The sequence below is a fragment of the Agrobacterium tumefaciens genome, assembly GCF_017726655.1.
GTDB classification, from domain to species: domain Bacteria; phylum Pseudomonadota; class Alphaproteobacteria; order Rhizobiales; family Rhizobiaceae; genus Agrobacterium; species Agrobacterium tumefaciens_B.
On record NZ_CP072308.1, the window covers coordinates 1,598,141 to 1,622,689 of the forward strand.

The 24,549-nt window shown below is 60.1% G+C and carries 22 protein-coding genes and 1 pseudogene; 9 read left to right on the forward strand and 14 right to left on the reverse strand.

The window, feature by feature from the left end:
- Positions 1–2,024: 2,024 nt before the first annotated feature.
- Positions 2,025–2,284, forward strand: a pseudogene (locus tag AT6N2_RS24385) (PAS-domain containing protein); the annotation flags it as partial.
- A 380-nt stretch (positions 2,285–2,664) separates the two neighbouring features.
- Positions 2,665–3,573 carry an ATP-binding response regulator gene (locus AT6N2_RS24390; RefSeq protein ID WP_425292723.1) on the forward strand — a complete coding sequence of 303 codons (909 nt, stop codon included), beginning with the start codon at positions 2,665–2,667 and terminating at the stop codon, positions 3,571–3,573.
- A 54-nt stretch (positions 3,574–3,627) separates the two neighbouring features.
- Here the strand turns inward: AT6N2_RS24390 and AT6N2_RS07990 are convergent, their stop codons facing one another.
- The 13 genes from AT6N2_RS07990 to AT6N2_RS08050 form a co-directional block, all read right to left on the reverse strand.
- Complete coding sequence (locus AT6N2_RS07990; RefSeq protein WP_209085430.1) at positions 3,628–5,475, reverse strand: methyl-accepting chemotaxis protein; 1,848 nt, start codon at positions 5,473–5,475, stop codon at positions 3,628–3,630.
- Between the two features lie 140 nt (positions 5,476–5,615).
- A complete protein-coding gene (gene visR / locus AT6N2_RS07995; RefSeq protein ID WP_063949824.1) occupies positions 5,616–6,317 on the reverse strand; it encodes a transcriptional regulator VisR in 702 nt (233 codons plus the stop codon).
- Positions 6,318–6,368: 51 nt separating this feature from the next.
- A complete protein-coding gene (visN, locus tag AT6N2_RS08000; protein WP_063949676.1) occupies positions 6,369–7,100 on the reverse strand; it encodes a transcriptional regulator VisN in 732 nt (243 codons plus the stop codon).
- 373 nt (positions 7,101–7,473) lie between these two features.
- Positions 7,474–9,156: a flagellar basal-body MS-ring/collar protein FliF gene (gene fliF / locus AT6N2_RS08005; protein ID WP_063949675.1), complete on the reverse strand. Its 1,683-nt coding sequence runs from the start codon at positions 9,154–9,156 to the stop codon at positions 7,474–7,476.
- A 128-nt stretch (positions 9,157–9,284) separates the two neighbouring features.
- The gene (gene cheT, locus AT6N2_RS08010; RefSeq protein ID WP_063949674.1) at positions 9,285–9,668 is read right to left on the reverse strand and encodes a chemotaxis protein CheT; all 384 of its coding nucleotides are present in this window, start codon (positions 9,666–9,668) and stop codon (positions 9,285–9,287) included.
- A 14-nt stretch (positions 9,669–9,682) separates the two neighbouring features.
- Positions 9,683–10,228: a chemoreceptor glutamine deamidase CheD gene (gene cheD, locus AT6N2_RS08015; RefSeq protein ID WP_063949673.1), complete on the reverse strand. Its 546-nt coding sequence runs from the start codon at positions 10,226–10,228 to the stop codon at positions 9,683–9,685.
- Positions 10,225–10,614, reverse strand: coding sequence for a chemotaxis response regulator CheY2 (cheY2, locus tag AT6N2_RS08020; RefSeq protein WP_003503467.1), 390 nt, complete (start codon positions 10,612–10,614; stop codon positions 10,225–10,227). Before cheY2 ends, cheD begins: the two co-directional genes overlap by 4 nt.
- Positions 10,614–11,669, reverse strand: a complete 1,056-nt coding sequence (gene cheB, locus AT6N2_RS08025) for a protein-glutamate O-methylesterase CheB (protein ID WP_063949672.1) — start codon at positions 11,667–11,669, stop codon at positions 10,614–10,616. The genes cheY2 and cheB overlap by 1 nt, the downstream gene beginning before the upstream one ends.
- The gene (gene cheR, locus AT6N2_RS08030; protein WP_144575887.1) at positions 11,666–12,574 is read right to left on the reverse strand and encodes a protein-glutamate O-methyltransferase CheR; all 909 of its coding nucleotides are present in this window, start codon (positions 12,572–12,574) and stop codon (positions 11,666–11,668) included. Before cheR ends, cheB begins: the two co-directional genes overlap by 4 nt.
- Before the next feature lie 13 nt (positions 12,575–12,587).
- Positions 12,588–14,852, reverse strand: coding sequence for a chemotaxis protein CheA (locus AT6N2_RS08035; RefSeq protein WP_209085434.1), 2,265 nt, complete (start codon positions 14,850–14,852; stop codon positions 12,588–12,590).
- A 16-nt stretch (positions 14,853–14,868) separates the two neighbouring features.
- Positions 14,869–15,234, reverse strand: a complete 366-nt coding sequence (gene cheY1, locus AT6N2_RS08040) for a chemotaxis response regulator CheY1 (protein WP_003493773.1) — start codon at positions 15,232–15,234, stop codon at positions 14,869–14,871.
- The gene (locus tag AT6N2_RS08045; RefSeq protein ID WP_209085437.1) at positions 15,231–15,530 is read right to left on the reverse strand and encodes an STAS domain-containing protein; all 300 of its coding nucleotides are present in this window, start codon (positions 15,528–15,530) and stop codon (positions 15,231–15,233) included. The genes cheY1 and AT6N2_RS08045 overlap by 4 nt, the downstream gene beginning before the upstream one ends.
- Positions 15,530–17,125 (reverse strand): globin-coupled sensor protein, encoded by a 1,596-nt coding sequence (locus tag AT6N2_RS08050; RefSeq protein WP_233282431.1) that lies wholly within the window; start codon positions 17,123–17,125, stop codon positions 15,530–15,532. Before AT6N2_RS08050 ends, AT6N2_RS08045 begins: the two co-directional genes overlap by 1 nt.
- A gap of 515 nt (positions 17,126–17,640) precedes the next feature.
- Between AT6N2_RS08050 and AT6N2_RS08055 the strand changes: the two genes are divergently transcribed.
- From AT6N2_RS08055 to mnhG, 7 genes are all read left to right on the forward strand, one after another.
- Positions 17,641–18,018 carry a hypothetical protein gene (locus tag AT6N2_RS08055; protein ID WP_209089638.1) on the forward strand — a complete coding sequence of 126 codons (378 nt, stop codon included), beginning with the start codon at positions 17,641–17,643 and terminating at the stop codon, positions 18,016–18,018.
- Between the two features lie 102 nt (positions 18,019–18,120).
- A complete protein-coding gene (locus tag AT6N2_RS08060) occupies positions 18,121–21,039 on the forward strand; it encodes a monovalent cation/H+ antiporter subunit A (protein WP_063949666.1) in 2,919 nt (972 codons plus the stop codon).
- Positions 21,039–21,374: a Na+/H+ antiporter subunit C gene (locus tag AT6N2_RS08065; RefSeq protein ID WP_003493763.1), complete on the forward strand. Its 336-nt coding sequence runs from the start codon at positions 21,039–21,041 to the stop codon at positions 21,372–21,374. Before AT6N2_RS08060 ends, AT6N2_RS08065 begins: the two co-directional genes overlap by 1 nt.
- Positions 21,371–23,017 carry a monovalent cation/H+ antiporter subunit D gene (locus tag AT6N2_RS08070; RefSeq protein ID WP_063949665.1) on the forward strand — a complete coding sequence of 549 codons (1,647 nt, stop codon included), beginning with the start codon at positions 21,371–21,373 and terminating at the stop codon, positions 23,015–23,017. The genes AT6N2_RS08065 and AT6N2_RS08070 overlap by 4 nt, the downstream gene beginning before the upstream one ends.
- Positions 23,014–23,502 (forward strand): Na+/H+ antiporter subunit E, encoded by a 489-nt coding sequence (locus AT6N2_RS08075; protein ID WP_209085439.1) that lies wholly within the window; start codon positions 23,014–23,016, stop codon positions 23,500–23,502. The genes AT6N2_RS08070 and AT6N2_RS08075 overlap by 4 nt, the downstream gene beginning before the upstream one ends.
- Positions 23,499–23,780, forward strand: a complete 282-nt coding sequence (locus tag AT6N2_RS08080; RefSeq protein ID WP_004439850.1) for a K+/H+ antiporter subunit F — start codon at positions 23,499–23,501, stop codon at positions 23,778–23,780. Before AT6N2_RS08075 ends, AT6N2_RS08080 begins: the two co-directional genes overlap by 4 nt.
- Positions 23,777–24,121: a monovalent cation/H(+) antiporter subunit G gene (gene mnhG, locus AT6N2_RS08085; RefSeq protein ID WP_063949663.1), complete on the forward strand. Its 345-nt coding sequence runs from the start codon at positions 23,777–23,779 to the stop codon at positions 24,119–24,121. The genes AT6N2_RS08080 and mnhG overlap by 4 nt, the downstream gene beginning before the upstream one ends.
- On the opposite strand, the gene AT6N2_RS24395 is transcribed toward mnhG, so the two are convergent.
- Positions 24,021–24,482: a hypothetical protein gene (locus tag AT6N2_RS24395; protein WP_425292739.1), complete on the reverse strand. Its 462-nt coding sequence runs from the start codon at positions 24,480–24,482 to the stop codon at positions 24,021–24,023. The genes mnhG and AT6N2_RS24395 overlap by 101 nt on opposite strands.
- Between the last annotated feature and the right edge of the window lie 67 nt (positions 24,483–24,549).

Consider the following 24,549-nt stretch of genomic DNA (forward strand, 5'->3'; position numbering starts at 1 on the left):
CTCATTCTCAAGGGCGCGGATTTCGCCTATGCTTGATATCGCGGAATTCTTGCATGGGAGGATGCGTGCTTCCTGGGTGGATCATATTCGGCTCGGCTTTCGCCTATATCCTCCTGTTGTTTGCGGTCGCGAGCTACGGGGACAGGAAAAGTCGTGAGAGGAAGGCGCCCAAAAAGGGACGCCCGTTCGTCTATGCGCTCAGCCTTGCAATCTATTGCACCTCCTGGACCTATTTCGGTGGGGTCGGGCTTGCTGCCGACAAGGGTCTCGAATTTCTGGGCATTTATACGGGCCCCATCCTGGCCTTCACCCTTGGCATGCCGATCATCCGCCGTATCGTCGATCTGGCAAAGACGGAGAAGCTGACCTCAGTTGCGGATTTCATCGCCGCCCGCTATGGCAAGAACTCCACCGTGGCAATGATCGTCGCCATCATCGCGCTGGTCGGCGCCATTCCCTACATCGCGTTGCAGCTGAAAGCGGTTTCCAGTTCCGTGGCGACGATGGTCGATCCCGGCGATTACGGTATCGGCAGCGGTAATCTTTATTTTCTTGATCTGCCGCTTGTGGTCACCCTCGTCATGGCTGGCTTCGCCGTCATATTCGGCACTCGCCACACGGATGCAACCGAACATCAAGACGGTCTCATCCTGGCGATCTCGATGGAATCGCTGGTCAAACTGGTTGCCATGTGCACCGTCGGCTTTTACGTGCTCTTCGTCCTGTTCGATGGACCAGCGCATCTTTGGCAGCTGGCAACGGCGAACGAGGAGGCCATGCGGGCCGTCACCTATCACACGCCGGTCAGCCGCTGGATCGTGATGACGCTGCTATCAGGCTTTGCCATCATTCTCCTGCCACGCCAGTTTCATGTGACGGTGGTCGAAAATCGCACACCTGAAGAGTTGCGCATGGCGGGCTTCCTGCTGCCGCTTTATCTCATTGCCATCAATATCTTCGTGCTGCCGATCGCGCTCGCCGGCATTCTGACGCTCGGGGCCAATGGCGATGCAGACCTTTATGTGCTGCAACTGCCCCTTACCCACGAGATGCCGGTGGTGTCGCTCATCACCTTCATCGGTGGATTTTCGGCGGCAACCGCCATGGTGATCGTCGCTTCGGTGGCCCTGTCGATCATGATTTCCAACGACATCGTCATGCCGATCTTCCTACGGCAGAAACTGCTGAACCGTTCGCCGCACCGGGACAACTTCGCCAAGGAGCTGCTCAACATCCGCCGGACCGCGATCTTTGCGGTCATGTTGCTGGGCTATGGCTATTATCGCGCCGCAGACAGTGCCACGGGCCTCGCCTCCATCGGCCTTCTCGCCTTCGCGGCCATCGCCCAGATGGCGCCTGCCCTGTTCGGCGGGCTATTCTGGCGGCGGGCCAATGCGCGTGGCGCCATTGCCGGCCTCAGCTCCGGTTTTTTCGTCTGGGCCTACCTGCTGTTCCTGCCGAGTTTTGGCGGCCCTGACAATTCCGAAGTCGCGGCCAATATCCTCGGCTTCCTGTTTTCCGGCAGCACCGTCTTCAATGGGCCGGAAGCCGATCCTTTCGTCAATGCCGTCATCCTCAGCCTGCTGGTCAACAGCCTTGCTTTCGTTCTGGGTTCGCTCTCCCGCAATCCGAGACCGGTGGAGCGCATCCAGTCCGGCATCTTCGTCAAGCGCCATTCGAAATCGCAATTTGCGACGCGCGGCTGGAAAACCCGCGTCAGCGTCGGCGATCTCAAGACCGCGATCGCGCGTTATCTCGGCGAAGAACGTATGTTGCGGTCACTCGCCACCTATGAGAAGACCGCGGGTAGAAAGCTCAATGACGACCAGCCGGCGGATATGGCGCTGATCCATTTCTCCGAACAGTTGCTCGGCAGCGCCATCGGCTCCTCCTCCGCCCGTCTCGTGCTCTCGATCATTCTCCAGAAGGCGGAGGATACAAGCGCGGATACGGCCTGGCTGCTCGACCAGGCAAGCGAGGCGTTGCAATATAATCAGGACATGCTGCAGACGGCATTGGCGCAGATGGATCAGGGCATTGCGGTCTTCGATAGCTCGCAACAATTGACCATCTGGAACCGCCGCTTCCGCACGCTCTTGGATTTGCCCGAGCAATTCGGCCAGGTCGGCGTGCCGCTTACGGACATCGTTGCGATGCTGCAGGAACGCGGCGATATGCCGGAAGGCGATTTGAGCGAGCTCATCACCAGTTTCCTGACGATGGACCTGCCTTTCTCGCTGGTGCTCGGGGCGGTGAACGCATCATCGAAGTGCGCTCCAACACCATGCCGGACAAGGGCATCGTCGCCACTTTCACGGATATTACCCAGCGCGTCGCAAGCGATCAGGCTCTCAAACAGGCAAACGAAACGCTGGAGCAGCGCGTGGAGGAGCGCACCGTGGAACTGACCCGCGTCAACCGCGCACTGGCGGAAGCAAGAGCTGCCGCCGATGAGGCGAATATCGGCAAGACGCGGTTCTTCGCCGCCGCCGGTCACGACATTCTCCAGCCCTGAATGCCGCGCGCCTCTATTCTTCCTCGCTTGTCGAAAGACTTGGCGCTTCAAGAGAAAGCGATCTCGTCCAGAATATCGATTCGGCGCTGGAATCCGTTGAGACCATTCTCGGCGCGGTCCTCGATATTTCCCGTCTCGATACCGGCTCCATGAAGGCCCGGCTGACATCTGTGCCTTTGAACGAGTTGCTCAAACGCATCGAGACGGACTTTGCGCCGATGGCGCAGGAAAAGAACCTCGATCTCGTTGTCATGCCGACATCGCTGACGGTGCGCTCCGACCCCAATCTGCTTCGGCGCCTCATACAGAACCTTGTCTCCAATGCCATCAAATACACGCTTCAAGGCAAGGTGGTTGTCGGCGCCCGCCGCCGGGGTAGCGAAGTGGTCATTCAGGTGACGGACTCCGGCATCGGCATTCCCTCCTCCAAGTTCCGCACCGTGTTCAAGGAATTTGCGAGGCTGGACGAGGGCGCCAAGACGGCCTCGGGCCTCGGCCTCGGCCTTTCCATCGTCGACCGGCTGTCGCGCATGTTGCATCACCCGGTTCAATTGATTTCCACACCAGGCAAAGGCACGACATTCCGCATCCATCTTCCGCGCGAGGCGGACCGTATCAGGCCAGCAAGGTCCGATGGTCCGCTTGCGCCGTCCCCGGTCAGCAATCGCCTCCAGGGCGTTCGGGTGCTGTGCATCGATAACGAGCCGACTATCCTGGAGGGAATGACGCTGCTGCTGAGCGGATGGGGCTGCGAGGTTTTGCCCGCCGGTTCGGTTGCCGCGCTGGAAGAGCCATTCCTCGCTCTGGCATCGGCACCCGATGTCATCATCGCCGACTATCATCTTGATGATGGAGACGGCATCGGCGCCATCCGTTTTATCAGGACATTTTACGGCAAGGCGATCCCTGCCCTGCTGGTCACGGCAGACCGCAGCCCCGAAGTGCGCAGCGAAGCCGAGAAATATGGAATTTCCGTCCAGCACAAGCCGGTGAAGCCGGCGGCCCTAAGGGCCTATATCAACCAGATATCCAGCACGGCGAAGGCGGCGGCCGAATAAAAACGCCCGGACCTTGCGGACCGGGCGTCTTGGAGCATTTTTAAAAATGGAGCCTCAGGCCGCGCGGTTGAAGCGATCCGAGTGTCCGGCAGAGCCCTGCTCCATCTGGAACCGCTGCACCAGCTCGAGAAGCGCCTTGACCTCACCCGACAGGATCATGCTGGCCGCGCTCGACTGTTCGGCAAGCGCCGCGTTCTGCTGCGTCATCTGGTCCATCTGGTTGACGGAGCTGTTGACGTTGTGAAGTGCGGAGGACTGATCCTGCGTTGCCGTCGCGATGGTTTCGACATGCTGGCTGACGGTGACGATCTGTTGACTGATGGCGGAAAGTACCGTGCCCGCCTCCTGCACCAGCTTCGAACCGGAACTGACTTCATGGGTGGACTGGTTGATGAGCTGCTTGATCTCGCGGGCCGCATCCGCCGAGCGCTGCGCAAGCTCGCGCACTTCCTGCGCCACGACGGCAAAGCCCTTGCCAGCCTCGCCGGCCCGTGCCGCCTCGATACCGGCGTTCAGGGCAAGGAGGTTGGTCTGGAAGGCGATATCGTCAATGACTTCGATGATCTGTTCGATCTTGCGCGACGCATCCTCGATGCGCCCCATGGCATCGACAGCGTTGCTGACGACCGAGCCGGAGCTGTCGGCACTTTGCTTGGTCACGCGGACAGCCTCGTTGGCTTCACGAGCCCGCTCGGCCGAGGACCTGACCGTGGCGGTGATTTGGTCGACGGCAGCCGCTGTCTCTTCCAGCGAGGCGGCCTGGTTTTCAGTCCGCTTCGACAGATCGACCGAGGATTGTTCGATTTCGAGACCGCTGTGCTGGATGACGAGCGTGCGCTCGCGGATCTGCCCCAGCGCATCGCGCAGGTTGAGCAGGGACTCGTTGAAATCCGTGCGCAGACGATCGAGCCGGCCGGCAAAGGGCGTGTCGATGGTGCGGCTGAGATCGCCACGCGACAGCCTGCCAAGACCCGACGCGATCTCACCGACGGCGAACTCGATCTGGCTGTCCATTTCCTGCTTTTCGGCGTCGTTGCGGTGCCGTTCGGACTCCGCAGCGGAGCGTTCTTCCGCGCTCTGGCTTTCGATCGCCAGTTTCTCAAGTGCATTCTCGCGGAAGATGACCAGGGCGCGAGCGATGTTGCCGAATTCGTTGGTGTTGGTGGCGTAAGGGATCGGCGTATCGAGATCGCCGTCAGAAAGAGACTTGACCGCCGCGGTGAGCTTGCCCAGCGGCTGAAGCGTACGCCTGATGACAAAATAAGCGAGCAGTCCAACGCCGAGCATGGCCAGCGAACCGCAGAGCAGCATCATGTCGCGCAGGCTGTAAATCTGGGCGTCGTAAACATCCATGGGAACGCCGACGAAAAGAATGCCGACCGTTGCGCCTGTCTTGTTGGTGACCGGCATGTAGCCCGTCATGTAACGGATGCCGAACAGCGTCGCCGTGCCGAAATAGGATTCACCCTTGGAGACTTTTTCGAACGCAGGATGATCGGTCGCAAGCTTGGTGCCCGCCGCTCTCTCACCCTTCTCATTTTTGAGGTTGGTGGTCAGGCGAATGAACTCGCCACCCTTGGCTTCAAAAACGGTGGAAATCCCGCCGTTTCCGGCTGCGGTGCGGTCCACGAGGTCATTGTCGCGCATCGTTCCGATGCTGGCGCGGCCGACGCTCTTGAGGTTGCCATCCACCATTTCGAGAGCAACGCCGCCAACCTTCATCTCATAGAGGATCGCCATGTTGCGCATCGCGCTGTTCGTGTCACGCAGCGCGGTGGTGATGATGTTGTCCTTCAAGCGGATATAGGTCGAAAAACCAACTGCCGCCACGCTGAGCGCGATCAGGCCGATCGTCAATGCAACGACCTTACCCGCCACGGACCTGAATATCCGATTGTGCATGAAACAGTGCCCCCAAAACTAAACTTACGAAAGTTCTAATTGGCAACTGTTAAAAAACCGCGAAGTGCGGATAGCACGTTTTAAGGTGCAGAAGCCAGGTCGGCTACCTGACGGTCACGCGGAGGACCCGCCAGTTCATTTCAATGGATGTAGCCCAGTCGGATCGCCTTGGCGATTGCCTGAATACGGTTGACGGAATCGAGCTTGATCGTTGCCGAACCGAGATAGGCGTTGACGGTATGCACGGAAAGGCCGAGCTTGACCGCGATTTCTTCACTGATGCGACCATCCCCCGCCAGTTGCAGGCAGGCGATTTCCCTTTCGCTCAACGCTTCCGAGGGGGCGGCCTTGCGCTCGTCCAGCGCCAGCATGTCCACCATGATCTCGCAGCATTTGATGTGCTGCTCGATCACGACCTCGTTGTCGAGGACGAGATTGGTACCGCAGAAGACGATATAGCCGTTACCGATTGTGCCGAGCCGCACTGGCAGGGCAAGCCCCGCATAGGGCAAGACGTCATTCTCGATGCGGCGCAGAAGCGCTGGAACATCGGGAAGGTCGGCAAAGCCGCCGGCATTCTTGTTGCGCCAGATGACAGGCAGGAGCGACGTCTCGATGTGATCAAGGAGAATATCACCGACGGCGCGGATGAACTGCGCGCTCTGTTCTGCGGCATTCATGCCCCAGTTTTCCAGCTCACAGGTCATCTTCTTCTTGTTGGGGAAACCGGAAGCGGCAGCTTTCGTCACCACGAAATTTCGCGCGCCGACAAGCTTCTGCATGGCGACGAGTTTCGGAAACAGATCCGACCGGCTCGTCACGACGGGACTGCGGTAAAACATGCCCGTCTGGCCAGTACCTTCATTGTCTTTCGTCTGTCCCATCCGTCCGACCTATACGAGGTTGTTGCGCACGGCGTAGGCGATTGCCTCCGAGCGGGTTTTTGTCGCCGTTTTCCGCATCACGCTTGTGATGTAATTATTGATCGTATTGCGCGAAATGCCAAGGATCATGGCAATTTCATCGCTTGTCTTGCCTTCCGCGATCCAGAACAGGCACTCAAGCTCACGCTCGGTGAGATCAATATCGCGCACCGTCTTTGCTTCGCTGGCAATGCCGAAGCTGACGCAATAGCCCGTCAGAAGGGCGATTTCGCGCAGCCGTTCCGGCGAAGGCACTGCCTCCTCGGGAAACAAAAGCAGAAGGGAAAGGCGAATGCGACCCACACAGAAAGACAGCGCCGAATACTGACGGTCAATACCGTGGGGAACAGGGACATCATCAGGCAGCATCAGCAATCGCGGCTGCAGCAGCGAGAGGCATTTTTCCATCTCGCTCGACCTGTTCTGGTTGTTTGCCAGCTCGACGCCGAGCCGACGGACCAGATCGAACGGCCAGTCGGAGGTGACGATGAATTTCAGCCCGGTTTCTTCGAGAAGATCATCCCGCGCCAGCAGATAATGCGAGGCGCCAGCGTAGGTTACCAGCAGATCAAGCGCGCCTGCAACGTTACCGGCAGCAGCCGTGGCTGCGACGTTCTTGGCAAGCTGATCGCGCGGCAGGGGTTTACCCATGCCCTCCATAGGCTTGGCCGACAGCCTGCGGATATCAACATCGACTTTCAATCGCCTACGCCCTCTTGCTCCCAACGGGAGGTGATACATCGGGATGGAATCATTCCATTCGAGAAGCTAACCAAAAAAGCGGCTTGGCACGCCCCCGGAGACCGAATCATTTCATTTTATGGAACAGACCGAAGTTTGCCATTCCCTGGCAACAGCCTTTCCACGTATTTCACCGTTCGTCTATTGCCAAAAAACATACTGAAAAGCTGTTCAATCGATAAACGGCATTATCAGCCAATTCCCAGCAAACTGTATCGTTACTGAATTTTTCGTAAACAGTGTCCCAAACCGACACTGCCACGATGCGTTCGCCAAGGATAGCAAAAACCCGGCGACAACGAAAAAAGGCCGGAGAAACCGGCCTTTTTCCACATCATGCTGCTTTTTCCACTGCCCATTTGCGCAGGATCTTGGCGGCTCTTTCCTCGCTGATCTCCACCATGCGGGAGAGCCTGCGTTCCGGTCCTTCGCGAACCCGGCGGTTGAAGGTGCCTTCGCCATCGTTTCCTGCCAGGAGATCGTCGGTGCTGTCGAAGCCGAAGTCCGCCCCGAAGCCTTCCATGAGGCCGCCAGCACCTGCATCCATGCCCGGAGAGAAGTCCGGCAGTTCAAGACCAGCCGCTTCCTGGCTGAGCTGGCCTGCGGCAGCACCGTTGCCAGTGACCGTGCGGACGAGAGGACGGACGCCAAGCCAGACAACCAGGAAGGCGACAGCGACGAAGGCGAGCGAGTTGATGATGCCGGCGGAGTTGCGGCTCAGCACTTCCATGACACCGGGCCCGGTGGCGGCCTCGTCGAGCAGCTGCGTTTCGAGGAAGTCCATGGCCGTCAGGGTGACCATGTCGCCGCGGTCAGCGGAAATGCCAGCTGCGGAGGTGACGATCTTCTGCATTTCGGCAAGATAGGCATCGATCTTGGCCTGATCGGCAGGTTCGCCGACCATTTTCGCGATGCGACCCTTGTTGACGACGACGGCAACCGAAAGCTTCTCGAGCGTGTAACCGTTCTTGACCGTGGCGACCGTCTTGGAATTGATTTCGTAGTTGGTCTGCTCTTCCTTCTTGGCCGACTGGTCGGAAGACTGAGGACCGCCGCCGCCGCCCTGCGGTGCTGCCTGCGGCACGTTCTGTTCGACGGTCGCTGCGGTATCGGGCTGGGTTTCCTGCGATTTCTGATCTTCCTTGACCGTGCGCACGGAGCGCTCGACGCGGGACTCCGGGTCGTAGACGGTTTCCTGGACCTGGCGGCTGTCGGTGTTGAGCTGCGCGGTCACACTGGAGCGGAAATTGTCCATGCCGAGGAAAGGCGCCAGCGCCTTGTCGATATTGGTCGTGATCTCCTGCTGGACGTTCTGCGCCAGCGTCAGCGAGCGGTTCATCGCCGCATTGGTAACGTCGTCGCCGGAGGCGAGAAGCTGACCTGTCGAATCGAGCAGCGTCACATCATCGACTTCAAGGCCCGGAACGGCCGACGCGACGAGGTGGCGGATCGAAGCGGAGGCTTTGCGGCCGGCTGTAGCGCTGGCCCGGATCATGACGGATGCGGTCGGCTTCTGTTCGCCGCGGCGGAAATTGCCGACATCGGGCATCACGATATGGACGCGCGCGGCCGCGATACCGTCGATCTGCTGAATGGAGCGGCCGATCTCGCCCTCAAGGGCGCGAACGCGCGTCACTTCCTGCATGAAGGAGGTCAGGCCGAGAGAGCCGACATTGTCGAAAAGCTCGTAACCGGCGTTGGCGCTGTCAGGCAGGCCGCGTTCTGCAAGAAGCAGCCGCGCCTTGCTGGTCGAGCCGACGGGGACCTGGAGGCTGGAACCATCGGTTCCCACCTGAAAGTCAAGACCCGACTCGGCGAGCGCAATGCTGATCTTGTTGAGGTCGCTCTTTTCAAGTCCCACATACAGGGTCTCGTAAGCGGGACGGTTAACATAAAGAGCTGCCGCGAGGATAATGGCCATGGACACAACGCCCACGCCGCCCAACATCAGCAGCCGCGTCTGCCCCAGCGCCGCGACATTCTTCAAGACCTGAGGGATTTGATTTAACAGATTCATTCTGTTCCGCACCGTCATTCATAGAGTCCGAGACCTTTTGGCCCCGTGATGACAATAGGGTGCGAAGCTTGCGCGAGCGTTGCCTTTCTCCGCATTCCGCGCGGGAAGGGAGGAAGGGCGGATTTGCTCTAGAACAGGTCGAAGTCGCCTGAGGCCTTGTCGAGGGGCTGCGAGTGGCCGTGACGGTAAGCAGCGCCGAGGGCTTTTTGCATCTCGGCCAGCTTCACGAGGCTGAGCGCCGTGCTGACATCCACGATCCACTCACTGGAGATCGACCCCGTGATGGTATCGATGAACTCGGCGAGGCCCCGCGTCTTCTGCACGGCAAGATCGATGCCCTGCAGCAGCTTTACGCCCTCGGTGGACAATTGACCGCTGGTTACCTCCAGCAACTGCGGCTCGATCCGCTCGATGAGATAAGCGACATCGTGCAGTTCCGATACCACCCGCATCAGCACATCCGGCAAGGCTTCTTCGAACGGAGTGGCGTCGGTGGGCTCTGCAAGCTGCATTGGAAACTCCGTGACTAAAAAAATTCGATGTCGTTGGCGACAGGCTTGGGAGCCGGTGCCGGACGTGTTTCCAGAGCAACCGTCTTCTGGGTTTCCGCGCCGCTCAGCGGATGCTGACGGGCACGACCGGAGACCGGCCAGAATTCAATCTTGCGACCATGATCGCCGCCGGTCGAAGAGCTGAGGACAGGAATGCCTTCGTCCTTCAGAAACTGCATGGCGAAAATGGCATTCTGCTCACCGACATTGGAGAAGCTGGCGATCGTTTTCGCGCCGCCGAAAACCTTGGCTTCCAACCGGTCGCGTCGCGCACCCTTCTTGAGGAGCCCGTTGATCAGAAGTTCCATGAGATGCACGCCATAACGCGTCGCATCTCCACCGGTCACGCTCCCCGTTCCCGGCAGCAGGAAGTGATTCATGCCGCCGATGCCGGCAACGGGGTCTCTGAGACAGGCGGCCACGCACGAACCGAGTATCGTCGTCAGCACCACGTCGGGATCGCTGATGACCTTATACTCGCCCTGAATGATGTGTACGCGCTTGGCCGCAGTTTCAATCATTTCAGCGATCCGAAAACCGCTTCAATGGCAGCACGCATCTTGTCGATGGTAAAGGGCTTGGCGAGCACGTTGTTGGCGCCGAGCTGGGCGGCCTTCTGCACCAGCGCGCGGTCGCCCTGCGCCGTGAGAATAATGAAAGCGGCCTTCTTAGTGGTCGGGTTCGCCCGCACCGCGTGCAGGAAACCGAGACCGTCCATCTTCGGCATGTTGAAGTCGGAAATGACGAGATGATGGGGCTGCTGCTCCATGATCTTCATTCCCTGCTCACCGTCGCCAGCGGCGGTGATCTGCTTGAAACCGAGCTGCGTCAAGGCATCGCTGAGGAGCAGCCGGCTGGTCACCTGATCATCAACGATCAGAACTTTGATCTTTTCTGCGAGAGACATTAGTCAGCACCTTCTTTGCGGGCAGTGGTTAGTTTCAGGATTTCTTCGCCAATGGAGGCCAGCGGCAATTGCTGCTCTACCGCGCCAAGCTCATAGGCGACGCGGGGCATGCCGTAGACGACGCATGTTTTTTCGTTCTGACCGACGGTGCGGGCGCCGGCATGGCGCATCTTCAGAAGTCCGGCGGCACCATCTCGACCCATGCCGGTCAGGATCACGCCAACGGCGTTGCGTCCTGCAAGTTCGGCAACGGAATCGAACAGCACATCAACGGATGGGCGGTGACCATTGACAGGATCGCGTTCCAGAAGACGGCAGCAGGGTGCCGCCCGGTTGGCGATCTGCAAATGGCGCTCGCCGCCTGGCGCAAGGTAGATTTTGCCGGTCTGCAGGCGCGCGCCGTCAGTTGCCTCTTCGACGACGGGCGCGCAGATGCGGTTCAGCCGTTCGGCGAAGCTCTTGGTGAAGGTTGGCGGCATGTGCTGGGTGATGACGGTCGGCGGGCAATTGGCCGGGAACTTCTGCAATACGGCGATCAGCGCTTCGACGCCGCCCGTAGAGGAGCCGATGGCCACGACCTTGCGCCCCGCACGATAATCGCTGACGGGAACGGCCTGCGGCGCGGCGGCGACTTCGGGGCGCACGGCGCGGTAAGCCGCATGCTGTGAGCGTGCAGCAGCCTTCACCTTGTCAGCCAGATCGCCGAAGGGGCGTGAATCGCCGGGCGCGGGCTTGCCGACACAGTCGAAGGCCCCGATTTCGAGCGCCGCCAACGAGGCATCCGCACCGCGATGGGTGAGCGACGAGACCATGATGACGGGCATCGGCCGCAGGCGCATGATCTTTTCGAGGAATTCGAGGCCGTTCATTTCCGGCATCTCGATATCGAGCGTCACGACATCGGGATTGAGCTGCTTGATGGCCGCGCGCGCTTCCATGGCGTTGCCGGCCTGACCCACGACTTCGACCTCCGGGTCGGCCTTGAGCACAGCCGAGATCAGGCCGCGCATGGTCGGACTATCATCAACGACGAGTACCCGTGCGAGTGCGCTCATGCCTTCCTCCCGGATGCCTGCCCGATGTAGCGGTAGGTGGTGATGCCGGTATTGTCGAACAGGTTCTTGGCATCGCCGGAGACACGCTCGGAATGGCCGATATAGAGATGACCACCTTCCGGCAACAGCCCGGCGAAACGCGACCAGATCCGCATCTGCGTCGGCTCGTCGAAATAGATGACGACGTTGCGGCAGAAGATGACGTCGAAGTTGCCCTTGAAAGGCCATTGCGTCATCAGGTTCAGCTCGTTGAAGGTGATGAGACGCTTGACCTTGTCGTCAATCTTGAACTTGCGGCGACCGCCGGCATCGACCTCCGCAAACCACTGCTTGCGCATGGCGGGAGACACGGTTTCGAGAGCATTGTCGTCGTAAACGCCGGCGCGGGCCTGCGCCAGAATCTTTGGATCGATATCCGTCGCCAGAATCTTGAAGTCGTAATCGGCCGCGTTCGGGAACATGGCAAGCACGGTCAGCGCGATCGAATAGGGCTCCTGTCCGTCGGAACAGGCGGCCGACCAGATGCGCACGCGCCCGCCGCTCTTTGCGCGGGCGATGAGCCCCGGCAGGACCTCGTCGCGAAGATGTTCGAAATGATGGTTTTCGCGGAAGAAGCGGGTGAAATTCGTCGTCAGGTGCGACAGCATTTCCCGACGCGGCTGCGCACCCTCCGGCGAAGAGACAAGCGCGCAATATTCGCGAAAGCCGGAAAGGCCGAGATTGCGAATATGTTTCGACAGGCGGGAATAGACCAGCGACGCCTTCGTGTCGTTGAGGTAGATGCCGGCATCGGCATAGATCATCGCCGCGATTTCCGACAGGTCGCGCCTCGTCAGCGGGTATTCGCCGCTGGCAAGAACCTCGTCGGCAGACTGGCGCTGGTCGCTGAAATTAAGTGCTGCCATGGATGATCCGCCTTCAACCTGTCGCCGCGAGCGACATTTCCTGCTTGAGTGGCTGCCCGCGCGAAGCGCTGACGATGGCGTCTACATCCAGAATGAGCGCAACGCGTCCGTCTCCGAGGATGGTGGCGGCGGCAATGCCCGGCACATGGGTATAGTTGGCTTCCAACGATTTGATGACGACCTGACGCTGGCCCTGGATGGCGTCAACCATCAGCGCACGCTGGCCGCCGCCTTCCGATTCCACCAGAAGCGCCACACCTTCGACCGGATCGGCCTGGGTCGGGCGGAAGTTCAAAACGCGGCCGACATCGACGAGCGGGCAGAAGGAGTTGCGGATGGATATCAACCGCTGGTTCGCGCCGAAGGAATGAATGTTCTTCGCTTCCGGCTGCAGGGTTTCGACGATCGCGGTCAGCGGCACCACCAGCGTCTGGCCGGCGACCGTTACCACCATGCCATCGAGAACGGCAAGCGTCAGCGGCAGGCTCATGGTGAAGGTGGAGCCGAAGCCGGGACGCGAGGAGATGTTGATACGGCCACCCAGCGCCTGAATGGAGCGCTTGACCACGTCCATACCCACGCCACGGCCGGAAATGTCGGAAATCTTGTCGGCGGTCGAGAAGCCCGGCGCGAAGATGAGATTGTCGATCTCTTCATCCGTCAGGTTCGCATCGGCAGCGATCAGATCGTTGTCTATGGCCTTCTGGCGCACGCGCTCGCGGTTGATGCCTGCACCGTCATCCTGAAGCTCGATGAGAATACGGCCCGAACGATGCTTGGCCGAAAGCTTGATGGTGCCTTCCGGGTTCTTGCCCGCGGCTTCGCGCTTTTCCGGCGTTTCGATGCCGTGGTCGACGGCGTTGCGGATCATATGCGTCAGCGGCTCGGCCAGCTTGTCGATGACCGTCTTGTCGACTTCGGTATTCTCACCTTCGGTGACGAGGCGGATCTGCTTGCCGATCATGTCGGCGACTTCGCGGACGATGCGCGACATGCGCTGGAAGACCGGCTTCACCGGCTGCGCGCGGATGGCCATCACGCTGTCCTGGATTTCGCGTGTCAGCTGTTGAAGCTCGTCGAGACCCATATTGACGGCGGACGTGCCGCTGGCGTCGTTTTCGATGACGCTCTGCGACAGCATCGCCTGATTGATAACGAGTTCGCCAACGAGGTTGATGAGGCGGTCGACGCGGTCGAGATCGACGCGGATGGTCTGGCCGGCGCTCGCATTCGCAGCAGCATTGGCGTTTGCTTGCGCCGCTGCGGCGGGCGCTGCCGCGGCTTCACGCTTTTCGATGGCGGCATTGACACTCTGGGCGATTTGCGTCGTCGCGACTGCGGTCTCGACGGCTTCGGCAACGAATGACGTTTGTGCCGCGACGCTTTCGACAGCAGGCTGTTCTTCCGGTCCGCTATCGAGTGCTGAAAGGTCGAACGGAACCGGGATCATCGGCAGCTCTTCGGCCTCTGCGGTGGCCTCCGAAACGAGAGGCGCGATGTCGAGATCGCAATCCCACTCGGCGAATTCGAAGACGCTGCGGATACCCTCCTCGCCCTTTTCCGTGGTAATGGAAACAGTCCACGAGAAATAAGCGGCCTCCGGGTCCATCTTGTCGAGCGACGGCAGCGCCGACATGTCGCAATTGATGCTCATGTCGCCGACCCGCGAGAGATCACGCAGGAGAAGTGCTGCCTCATTGCCCTTGGAATAAAGCGACGCATGCGGCTTGAAGCTGATCTGGAAGGACGGCGCTTCCATCAGCGGCGTGGTTTCGTCGGCAAAATCCGAGAAGGAGAAAGGAATCGGCTCGAAACCGCTCTCATCCGTCGGCTTGGCCTTCAGGGGTTCCGGCGCCTTGACGGCAACGGGAGCCGGCGCGGATGCCGGAACGGCTTCGCCGTTGGCCAAAGCCTCCAGTTCCTTCACGAGGCCACGGGTGCGGCTGTCATCGACACTTCCGCCGTCTCTTGCGGCATTGGTGAGGTCTGCCAGCACGTCGGCGGAACGCAGCATGACTTTCAGAACGTCCTGCGTCGGTTCCAGCTTGTTGGAGCGCACGCAGTCGAGGGTCGTTTCAAAGACGTGGGCGAAGGCCACGAGATCATCGAGACCGAAGGCACCAGCCCCGCCCTTGATGGAATGAACGGCACGGAAAACGGCGTTGACGGTTTCCGGGTCACGGTCGCCGTCATTCAATTTAAGAAGCCCCGATTCCAGTTCGGCGAGCTGCTCCTCGCATTCCTGGAAAAAGATTTCCTTGATTTCGTTCATATCCATCGTGAAATGTCCCGTATCAGGCGGTTACGCGTTCAATGGCATCGATGAGTTTGGCAGGGTCGAACGGCTTGACGATCCAGCCGGTCGCACCGGCCTGGCGGGCGCGGTTTTTCTTTTCTGCATCGCTTTCGGTCGTCAGAACGAGGATCGGGATCGCCCGATATTTTTCGTTGCGACGCACACCCTCGATGAAGCCGAAGCCGTCGAGACGCGGCATGTTGATGTCTGTCACGATGACGTCGGGGTTGCTTTGCTCGAGTACTTCGAGGCCCTCAATCCCGTCTTCGGCCTGAATGGTTTCGAAACCGGCATTGTTGAGGGTGACCAGGAGCATGTTCCTGATCGTCCGGGAATCATCCACGGTAAGGACTTTTTTCTTCACTTTTGCATCTCCTTCAGGAGCAAATGATCGATATCGACGCCTATCAGTTTCATGGTCTTGTCGAATGCGTCGGACACGCCGGCAAAGTCGAAGCGTTTGCCGTCCTCCTGCCAGGATTTGGCACCGGCCATCAGGACCTGCGCGCAAAGGGCGCCGATACGTTCCACCTCTGACGCATCCACCGACAGCGGTGCTCCCCGCAACGTCATCAGCTTGCCGTGCAGGGCCGATGCTTCGTTGAGGTCCAGCACCGGTGACAGTTTCAGCGTCGCCTCAGCTGCTTTTCTGGCTGCCATTACATGACTCCCTGACGTCTGAATTGTTGGTAATCCTGGCGGTAATCCGTGCGGCTATCCTCACGGGCGATAAATGATGACTGCTGCCGATCCACACCGGCGGCGGCAGCGAAATGTTCCTGGCGGGCCATACGAAATTCGCGCACGGTGCGGCCGAGTTCCAGAATGACGATGTGAAGCGCGTCCGCCTCGGAAGCGCTGGCGCCGCTTTCGGATGCATTGCGGGTTGCCTGCTGCTGCTGCTCAACGATATCGGCCGCGACGGATTGCAGTTCGCCGGCGTGACCGGATGTGTGCCGCGATACTTCCATGATCATGTCGCTGATACCGGAAACCTGCTGGACGACGCCACCGATTGCTTCCTGCGTGCGGTTGACCATGCGCACACCGCCTTCGACCTGGGTCTTGGTGGTGCCGACAAGGCTCTTGATCTCCCGTGCGGCATCGGCCGACCGTTGCGCAAGCGCACGGACTTCTTGCGCGACAACGGCAAAACCGCGACCGCTTTCACCCGCCCGGGCGGCCTCTATGCCTGCATTGAGCGCAAGAAGATTGGTCTGGAATGCGATCTCGTCAATAGTGCCAATGATCCTGCCGATCTGCTCGGCTGACTGTTCGATATCGGACATGGCGTCGATGGCCTCGCCGATCGCCCGGCCGCTTTCGACCGCTGCGTCACGGGCGCTAGACACGGCCTTTTCGGTCGCCGCAATGCGAGCCCCGTTCTCGGCAACATTGCCGATGAGCCCCTGAATCGCGCGGGAGGTTTCGGCAAGGGCTTCGGCCTGCTGGCGTGAACGCTCGGCAATGGAACGGCCGATATCGGCAAAACGTCCGCTCAAGGCCTCCGCCTCGCCGACGCTGGTACGGGCCGCCGTCAACGACGCACCTATTGTCTCAAGCGCCGTGTTGAAGCTTGTCGCGACATCCCGGTAGGCATCGGGAACATCACCTGCGACACGTGCCTGCAAATCGCCCGCCGCAAATGCCTTCAGCGCCGAACCGAGCAGGTTTGCCGCTTCGGCACGGTCATTATCGCGCTGCTCCTGCAACTCGCGGCCATGGCGCAGGCGCAACTCGTTAAAACGCAACGAGACGGCTATCTCGCTATCGACCATCACCAGGCGAACAACATTCTTAACGGCTTCGGCGAGCTCGCGGCTCTTTTTCCGACCGCCCGGCAGGATGGATCGGGGTGCGTGTTCGGCGACCAGCCCGCCGACAAGATGTTCCAGAACGACGGCGTGGCTGGCGATCTGCCAGCGCGGGTCGAGACCCATGCGGCTGGCATTGTCTGAGAGAACCTTCACCCGCTCGGCGTAAAGCGCGTCGAACCGCGCATCCGTCAGCACGCTCCAGTGCGAGGATTGCAGATCGTGCAGGCGCTCAAGCTGGTTTTCGCTTTCGAACGACGGGGAACAGTCCGGCATGGACTGGAAGCGGGTCATCACGTCGCGCAGGCCGGCCTTGACGTAAGGCTCCAGCATGCCGCGGTAGCTGCGCAAAAAATCGGATTGCTTTTCATCGAGACCGGCAAAACGCAACCGTCCCGCCAGGCTGCCGCCTGGCGATCTGCGCGCTTGATCTGATGGCAAGTCCTGCCCCAACCGACGTCCCCAACACCATGACAGCCGGAAGAACCCGGCCAGATTGACCAAGGTTCAGAACGTCAGCACCCTCCAGGGATTTTTGAACGAACATACCCATCGCGGACGATGCGGCATCGACGCTTGCCAGACCTTCTTGAACCAAGAAACGAAATACCGGATCGGCACCGGTACGGCAGTGCGGCGTCATGCCTGGAAGGGGAGAGGCCCCATTCCGCCGTGGAAATACCACCAATCTTTATGGTTAATTCCTTGCTTGAAAGTTAAGAAACGGCGCGTTCCCGGTCAAACCGTAAAATTTGTAAAGTCTTTTAACAGCCCCTGCCCCGACTTTGCTGCAAACGGGCAAAAACGAAAAGGAATTGGCCGTTCAAGGCGGTTTTTCCGGCCTGCGTGCTGGACAAGCGCCGGTGGCTTCCCCTAAAACAAATCAACGGGATATTCGCTGAGCGGTGATGCTTTAAAGAGACCTTTTCGATCAAGGAGATGCCAACTTGCAATGGATGGAGAAAGGCCGCAGTTCAAGGCGCCATCCGCAAGTGCTGATCGGTCTCGTGGTCGCGAGCCTTCTCGTGATGATCGGCTTCCAGGCGCCATCGGGTATCAAGCCCCTTACGAAGTCCAGCCGCCTCGAGCGCATGCAGACCGTCGATCTCGGCCGTTCTCCTTCACTTCGCGACAAACAGTGCGACAGCGACAGCAATTTCGGCTGCAGGGCCGGTAATAGTGTTGCCGGGTTTGACCAGACGGTGTTTCCTTTGCCCGCAATGCGCATCGCCCGCGAGACCAAGGCGCGGCTCGTTGCTGTTGCCGTCGCGCCACAAGCGTCACGAGACTTTGCCAGCGTGGTACCACGCGCGCCTCCGCATCTTATGTACTAGTCATTCCGGCGATCATCGTGGGATTCATTGGGAATCCCGAAGGATTGGAGTCGTCGGAAATCCGCCGCAAGCTCCATTCCAGAGAGAAAACCGCCGCCGCATATGACACTTGCAACCATTCTACCATTCATTGTCGCATTGCCTTTCGTCGGCGCCCTCCTGACGGCATTCATGCCGCGCGAGGGTGCTGCCGCCGCTCCCGCATCCGTTGCGGGTGCGGTCGCCCTTTTCGGGCTGGTCAGCAGTATTTTCCTTTATACAAGCGTCAGCGGCGGCGCGGCCTTAAAATACGATGTCGAATGGCTACCGCAGCTGGGGTTGAACTTCACGCTCCGGCTTGACGGATTTGCCTGGATTTTTTCGATGCTGATTACCGGCATCGGCCTGCTCGTGGTCCTCTACGCCCGCTATTACATGTCGGCGGAAGACCCGATACCGCGCTTCTTTGCCTTTCTCCTTGCCTTCATGGGTTCCATGCTCGGTGTCGTCCTGTCCGGCAACGTCATTCTGCTTTCCATCTTCTGGGAAATGACGAGCATCTTTTCGTTCCTGCTGATCGGCTACTGGCACCAGAACGCTGGCGCGCGTGACGGCGCCCGCATGGCGCTGACGGTGACCGGTATCGGCGGCTTCAGTCTGCTGGCCGGATTGCTGATCCTTGGCCACATGGCCGGCAGCTATGACCTCGACAAGATTATCGAGGCAGGTGCGACCATCCGCGCCCATCCGCTTTACCTGCCCGCGCTCATCCTCATTCTCGGCGGTGCGCTGACGAAAAGCGCGCAGTTTCCCTTCCACTTCTGGCTGCCCAATGCCATGGCCGCTCCGACGCCGGTTTCCGCTTACCTGCATTCGGCCACCATGGTGAAAGCGGGCGTTTTCCTGCTGGCAAGGTTCTGGCCGGTGCTCGCAGGCACGCCCGAGTGGTTCTGGCTGCTGGGCGTCGCCGGTGTGATCACGCTGCTGCTCGGCGCTTATTTCGCCATGTTCCAGCAGGACCTGAAGGGCCTGCTCGCCTACTCCACAATCAGCCATCTTGGCCTTATCACCACCCTGCTCAGCCTTGGCAGTCCGCTTGCAGCGGTGGCGGCCATTTTCCACATGGTCAACCACGCCACCTTCAAGGCCTCGCTGTTTATGGCGGCCGGCATCATCGACCATGAGACCGGCACCCGCGACATGCGACGCTTAAGCGGGCTTTACACCTATATGCCCGCAACCGCGACACTCGCCATGGCGGCAAGCGCGGCGATGGCCGGCGTGCCGCTGTTCAACGGCTTCCTCTCCAAGGAAATGTTCTTTGCCGAGGCCGTCGAGACCCATGCCGACTCGCTTCTCGACCGGGCGCTGCCCTATGTCGCGACGCTGTCGGGCGCCTTCGCCGTCGCCTATTCGCTGCGCTTCATCCACACGGTCTTCTTCGGACCCAAGCCCGTCGATCTGCCCAACCCCAATCCGCATGAGCCGCCACGCTGGATGCGTTTCCCGATCGAGTTCCTGGTTTTTGCCTGCTTGATCGTCGGTATCGTTCCGAGCCTGTCGATTGGTCCCTTCCTGCATTCCGCCGTGCTTTCGGTGCTCGGCGCGCAGACGCCGGTCTACAGCCTTTCAATCTGGCATGGCTTCAACCTGCCGCTGATCATGAGTATCGCGGCGCTGATCGGCGGCGTGGCGATCTACGCCCTCCTCGGCGGCTATTTCTCGCGCTGCGACGATGGCCCGCCTGTCTTCCGGCATCTACGGGGACAGCGCATCTTCGAGCGCATCATCGTCACCGTGTCCTGGAAATGGGCGCGGTGGCTGGAAAGCACGCTCGGCACGCGGCGTCTGCAGCCGCAGCTGAGGCTTCTCATCCTCGTGGCGCTTCTTGCCGGTTTCTCGCCGCTCTTCCTTTCGGAATTCTCCCTCTCGCTGCCGCGCGTCACGACCTTCGATCCGATCTTCGCTATTCTGTGGCTGATTGGCATGATTGCGGCCATGGGCGCGGCCTGGCAGGCGAAATATCACCGCCTCGCCGCGCTCGTCATGCTCGGCGTCTCCGGGCTTGTCACCTGCCTCACCTTCGTGTGGCTTTCCGCGCCGGATCTCGCCATCACCCAGTTGCTGGTGGAAATCGTCACCACGGTTCTCATCCTGCTTGGTCTCCGGTGGCTGCCGAAACGCTTCGAAAAGGTCGACAGCAGCGATGAACTGCCGGCGCAGCTTCGCCGCGCGCGGGACTTCCTGCTGGCCGCCGCCAGTGGTATCGGCATGTCCGTCATCGCCTACGCCGTGATGACGCTGCCGGTGCCGAATGCGATCGCCACCTATTTCCTGGAACGCGCCTATACCGAAGGCGGCGGCACCAATGTCGTCAATGTCATCCTGGTCGACTTCCGCGGCTTCGATACGTTCGGGGAGATTGCGGTTCTGGCCATTGTGGCGCTCACCGTGTTTGCCCTGCTCCGCCGTTTCCGTCCCGCTCATGAAAGCATCGGCGTGCCGGAACAGCAGCAGTTGCAGAATGCCTTCGATGCCGAACGTCCTGACCGGAGCAAGGGCGATACGGTGCGCGACTATCTCTACGTGCCGTCCATCGTCATGCAGTGGATGTTCCCTGTCATCATCACCTTCTCGATCTTCCTGTTCATGCGCGGCCACGACATGCCCGGCGGCGGTTTCGCAGCCGGCATCACCATGGCGATCGCCTTCCTGCTGCAATATCTGGCCGGGGGCGCGCGCTGGGCGGAAGATCGCATCCGCATCCTGCCATTGCGCTGGATGGGGTTTGGCCTGTTGATGGCCGCGGCCACGGGTATCGGCTCGTGGTACTTCGGCTACCCGTTCCTGACGTCCTATTTCCAATATACGGAAATACCCTATATCGGCAAAATGCCGACTGCTTCCGCCCTGCTGTTCGATCTCGGCGTCTTCTCGCTGGTCGTCGGCTCCACCGTTCTTATTCTTATAGCACTGGCACACCAATCGTTGCGTAACTACCGCGTTCGCACGCCTGACGCCGCAAAAGCGGAGGACGTGTAATGGAACTCATTCTCGCCATCGGCATCGGCATCATGACCGGCTCCGGCGTGTGGCTCATCCTGCGCCCGCGCACCTATCAGGTCATCGTCGGCCTGTCGCTGCTCTCCTACGCCGTCAATCTCTTCATATTCGGCGTCGGCGGCATCAAGACCAATGCGCCGCCGGTCCTGGTCAACGGCGTCGACAGTTCAACGCTGGCAGACCCGGTGCCGCAGGCGCTGGTGCTGACCGCCATCGTCATCGGCTTTGCCACGACCGCGCTTTTTCTCGTGGTGCTGCTTGCCGCGCGCGGCCTTACCGGCACCGACCATGTGGACGGGAGGGAGTCGAAATGATGTCGTTCCCCTTCCACATCGTGATCGCGCCGATCCTTTTGCCGCTGATTACCGCCGCACTGCTGCTGTTCTTCGACGAGCGCCAGCGCGTGGCGAAGGCCGCCATCAGCTTTACCTCCACCGTGCTCCTGCTGGTGGTTGCGATCCTGCTGTTCCGCGAAGTGAATTCGACGGTCAATACCGAGATCGCCGCCGTCGTTTCGAGCGGGGTCTATCTGCTCGGCAACTGGCCGGCGCCATTTGGTATCGTGCTCGTCGCCGACCGGCTTTCCGGCCTGATGGTGTTGCTCACAGCGCTGCTTGCCATTCCGTCGCTGATCTATTCCATGGCGAAGTGGCACAAGTCCGGCGCGCATTTCCACTCGCTGTTCCAGATGATGCTGATGGGCGTCAATGGCGCGTTTCTGACCGGCGATCTCTTCAATCTCTTCGTGTTCTTCGAAGTGATGCTGGCGGCTTCCTATGGCCTCTTGCTGCATGGTTCGGGCCAGCAGCGCGTCAAGGCGGGCTTGCATTACATTGCCATCAACCTCGTGGCCGCGCTGTTCTTCCTGATCGGCGTCAGCCTGATCTATGGCGTCACGGGCACGCTGAACATGGGTGATCTTGCCCACCGGATAGAGGGGCTGAACCCGGACCAGCGCATGCTGCTCGAAACCGGCTCCGCCATTCTCGGTATTGCCTTCCTGGTCAAGGCCGGCATGTGGCCGCTGAATTTCTGGCTCCCCTCCGCCTATGGTGCAGCCTCCGCCCCGGTTGGCGGCCTGTTCGCCATCATGAGCAAGGTCGGCATTTATGTCATCGCGCGCCTGTCCTTCCTGCTTTTTGGACAGACTGCCGGGGAATCCGCCGGCTTTGGCCATGATGCGCTGCTCGTCGGCGGCATCGCCACCATCATCTTCGGGGCGATCGGGGTTCTGGCATCGCAGGCGTTGGGAAGGCTTGCCGGCTTTTCGGTTCTGGTTTCCTCAGGCACGCTCCTCGCCGCCATGGGCACCGGCAATCCGACAGTGGCGGCCGGCGCGCTTTATTATCTCGTCAGTTCCACCCTCACGATCAGCGCCTTTTTCATGCTCATCGAACTTGTCGAGCGCGGCCAGGACGCGGGTGCGAACGTTCTTGCCGTGACCATGGAGGCCTATGGCGAAGGCGAGGAGGAGGAGGAAGAAGAGGAAGTCGGGGTCACCATGCCCGCGACCATGGCGGTGCTCGGCGCTTGCTTTGCCGCCTGCGGCATTCTTCTTGCCGGCCTGCCACCGCTATCAGGCTTCATTGCCAAGTTCTCGATGCTCACGGCAATCCTCAACCCATCGGGTCTCGGTGCCAACGACAGCGTTTCCACGCTCTCCTGGTGGATCGTCTTCCTGATCGTCTTTTCCGGTTTCGCCTCACTGATCTCGATGACCCGAGCCGGCATCCGCACCTTTTGGGCGTCCATCGAGGGCACCGTGCCGCGTGTGCTCGTCATCGAAATCGCGCCGATCATGCTGCTGCTCGCCCTCACCCTTGCCATGACCGTGCAGGCCGGGCCTGTCATGCGTTACATGCAGGAGACGGCGCGCATTCTGGATTTGCCGGCGAGCTATATTCAGGGCGTCATTTCCGCACCACGAGCGGGCACCAATCCGGAGGCAGAGCCATGATCCGCCGTCTCCTTCCCTATCCGCTGCTGACGCTCTCACTCATCATCTTCTGGATGACGATCAACAGCTTTTCCCCCGGCCATCTGCTGCTTGGCACCGGCGTCGCGCTCATCGCGTCCTGGTCGATGGCGTCGCTGCGTCCAGCCAAGCCGCGCATCCGCAACTGGCACAAGCTCGCCCATCTGGTCCTAATCGTGCTTTACGACATCATCAGATCCAATTTCGCGGTCATGACGATCATTCTGTTCCGGCGTGACCGCGACCGTACATCCGGCTTTCTGGCGGTGCCGCTCGACATCCGCGACCCGATGGCATTGGCCGTTCTGGCAACCATCCTGACCTCGACGCCGGGGAGTGCCTGGCTCGAATATAATTCCAGCCAGGGCACGCTTCTGCTGCACGTTCTCGACGACGTCGACGAGGCCGCCTGGATTAGCCTGATCAAGAACCGATATGAAAAACTGCTGATGGAGATATTCGAATGAGTTCGATTATCCTTTTCTGGTCCTTTTCACTGGCGCAGCTGATGCTGGCCATCGCCATGACGATCTCGGTCTATCGCATCGCCATCGGCCCCCGTGCGCAGGACCGAGTGCTGGGCATGGACACGCTCTATGTCAACGCCATGCTGCTGCTGCTGACCTTCGGCCTGCGCACCGGCAACGATATCTACTTCGAAGCATCGCTGCTGATCGCCATCCTGGGCTTCGTGTCCACCGTGGCCCTTTCAAAATTCCTCATGCGTGGCGAGGTGATCGAATGATCGAAGCTCAAGAATTCCCGCTCTGGGCCGCGATCGCCGTGGCTTTCTTCGTCCTCCTCGGCGCTTCGCTGACGCTGATCGGTTCCATCGGCTTTGCAAAGCTAAGCAGCTTTTACGAGCGGCTGCATGCCCCCACACTCGGCACCAGCTGGGGCACCGGCGGCATTGTCATGGCCTCCATCATCTATTTCTCCGTCTCCGGCGGCCGCTTCGCTTTCCACGAGATCTTCATCGGCATCTTCATGACGGTGACGACGCCGGTTTCCCTGATGCTGCTCGGGCGCGCAGCACTTTATCGGGACCGGGCGGAGCAGAATACGGATAATCGGGAGCATTTGTAATTGCTAAGGTCGATGTTGAAGCAATGACCTTGCGAAAAGTGAGGGAAATCCTTCTGCTTCGGACGGTCCTTACCCCTGTCACAATATCCGATTTGCGAGCCGAAACTTCGTGGGTCCAATCAAACCGGCCGGAGTCCATGGGCAGGCCACCTGATCGGGGCTGAAGCACGGCGCATGTGCCGGTCCGCGCAGATCGCGAAAACATTTCGCAAGCGGATAGAGGGCTTATCGACCCGATTGCATCATCAAAACGTGGGATACAGTCGACATGCGCGCTGATGCCCCGCCCCGGAAAATATTCGTTTGCGATAATCTGATCAGGCAATTTCCTGCAGTCCCTCACCAATCTTTTGGCGAACACGCCCGGCCATGGCGGCAAAGGCCCCAAGAGGCATCCGCCGTGACTGCGCGCTCTGTAATGGCCCCAG

What these genes read in the sequence shown, in the direction of transcription:
- AT6N2_RS08045 (WP_209085437.1), bottom strand. Translation starts at nt 15,530, where the DNA reads ATGGCAGCCAGAAAAGCAGCTGAGGCGACGCTGAAACTGTCACCGGTG.
- AT6N2_RS08035 (WP_209085434.1), bottom strand. Translation starts at nt 14,852, where the DNA reads ATGGATATGAACGAAATCAAGGAAATCTTTTTCCAGGAATGCGAGGAG.
- AT6N2_RS08080 (WP_004439850.1), top strand. Translation starts at nt 23,499, where the DNA reads ATGAGTTCGATTATCCTTTTCTGGTCCTTTTCACTGGCGCAGCTGATG.
- cheD (WP_063949673.1), bottom strand. Translation starts at nt 10,228, where the DNA reads ATGATTGAAACTGCGGCCAAGCGCGTACACATCATTCAGGGCGAGTAT.
- AT6N2_RS08075 (WP_209085439.1), top strand. Translation starts at nt 23,014, where the DNA reads ATGATCCGCCGTCTCCTTCCCTATCCGCTGCTGACGCTCTCACTCATC.
- cheR (WP_144575887.1), bottom strand. Translation starts at nt 12,574, where the DNA reads ATGGCAGCACTTAATTTCAGCGACCAGCGCCAGTCTGCCGACGAGGTT.
- AT6N2_RS08055 (WP_209089638.1), top strand. Translation starts at nt 17,641, where the DNA reads ATGGAGAAAGGCCGCAGTTCAAGGCGCCATCCGCAAGTGCTGATCGGT.
- cheT (WP_063949674.1), bottom strand. Translation starts at nt 9,668, where the DNA reads ATGCAGCTTGCAGAGCCCACCGACGCCACTCCGTTCGAAGAAGCCTTG.
- AT6N2_RS08060 (WP_063949666.1), top strand. Translation starts at nt 18,121, where the DNA reads ATGACACTTGCAACCATTCTACCATTCATTGTCGCATTGCCTTTCGTC.
- cheY2 (WP_003503467.1), bottom strand. Translation starts at nt 10,614, where the DNA reads ATGTCTCTCGCAGAAAAGATCAAAGTTCTGATCGTTGATGATCAGGTG.
- AT6N2_RS08070 (WP_063949665.1), top strand. Translation starts at nt 21,371, where the DNA reads ATGATGTCGTTCCCCTTCCACATCGTGATCGCGCCGATCCTTTTGCCG.
- AT6N2_RS24390 (WP_425292723.1), top strand. Translation starts at nt 2,665, where the DNA reads ATGAAGGCCCGGCTGACATCTGTGCCTTTGAACGAGTTGCTCAAACGC.
- AT6N2_RS08065 (WP_003493763.1), top strand. Translation starts at nt 21,039, where the DNA reads ATGGAACTCATTCTCGCCATCGGCATCGGCATCATGACCGGCTCCGGC.
- visR (WP_063949824.1), bottom strand. Translation starts at nt 6,317, where the DNA reads ATGTTTTACCGCAGTCCCGTCGTGACGAGCCGGTCGGATCTGTTTCCG.
- AT6N2_RS07990 (WP_209085430.1), bottom strand. Translation starts at nt 5,475, where the DNA reads ATGCACAATCGGATATTCAGGTCCGTGGCGGGTAAGGTCGTTGCATTG.
- cheB (WP_063949672.1), bottom strand. Translation starts at nt 11,669, where the DNA reads ATGAGCGCACTCGCACGGGTACTCGTCGTTGATGATAGTCCGACCATG.
- fliF (WP_063949675.1), bottom strand. Translation starts at nt 9,156, where the DNA reads ATGAATCTGTTAAATCAAATCCCTCAGGTCTTGAAGAATGTCGCGGCG.
- mnhG (WP_063949663.1), top strand. Translation starts at nt 23,777, where the DNA reads ATGATCGAAGCTCAAGAATTCCCGCTCTGGGCCGCGATCGCCGTGGCT.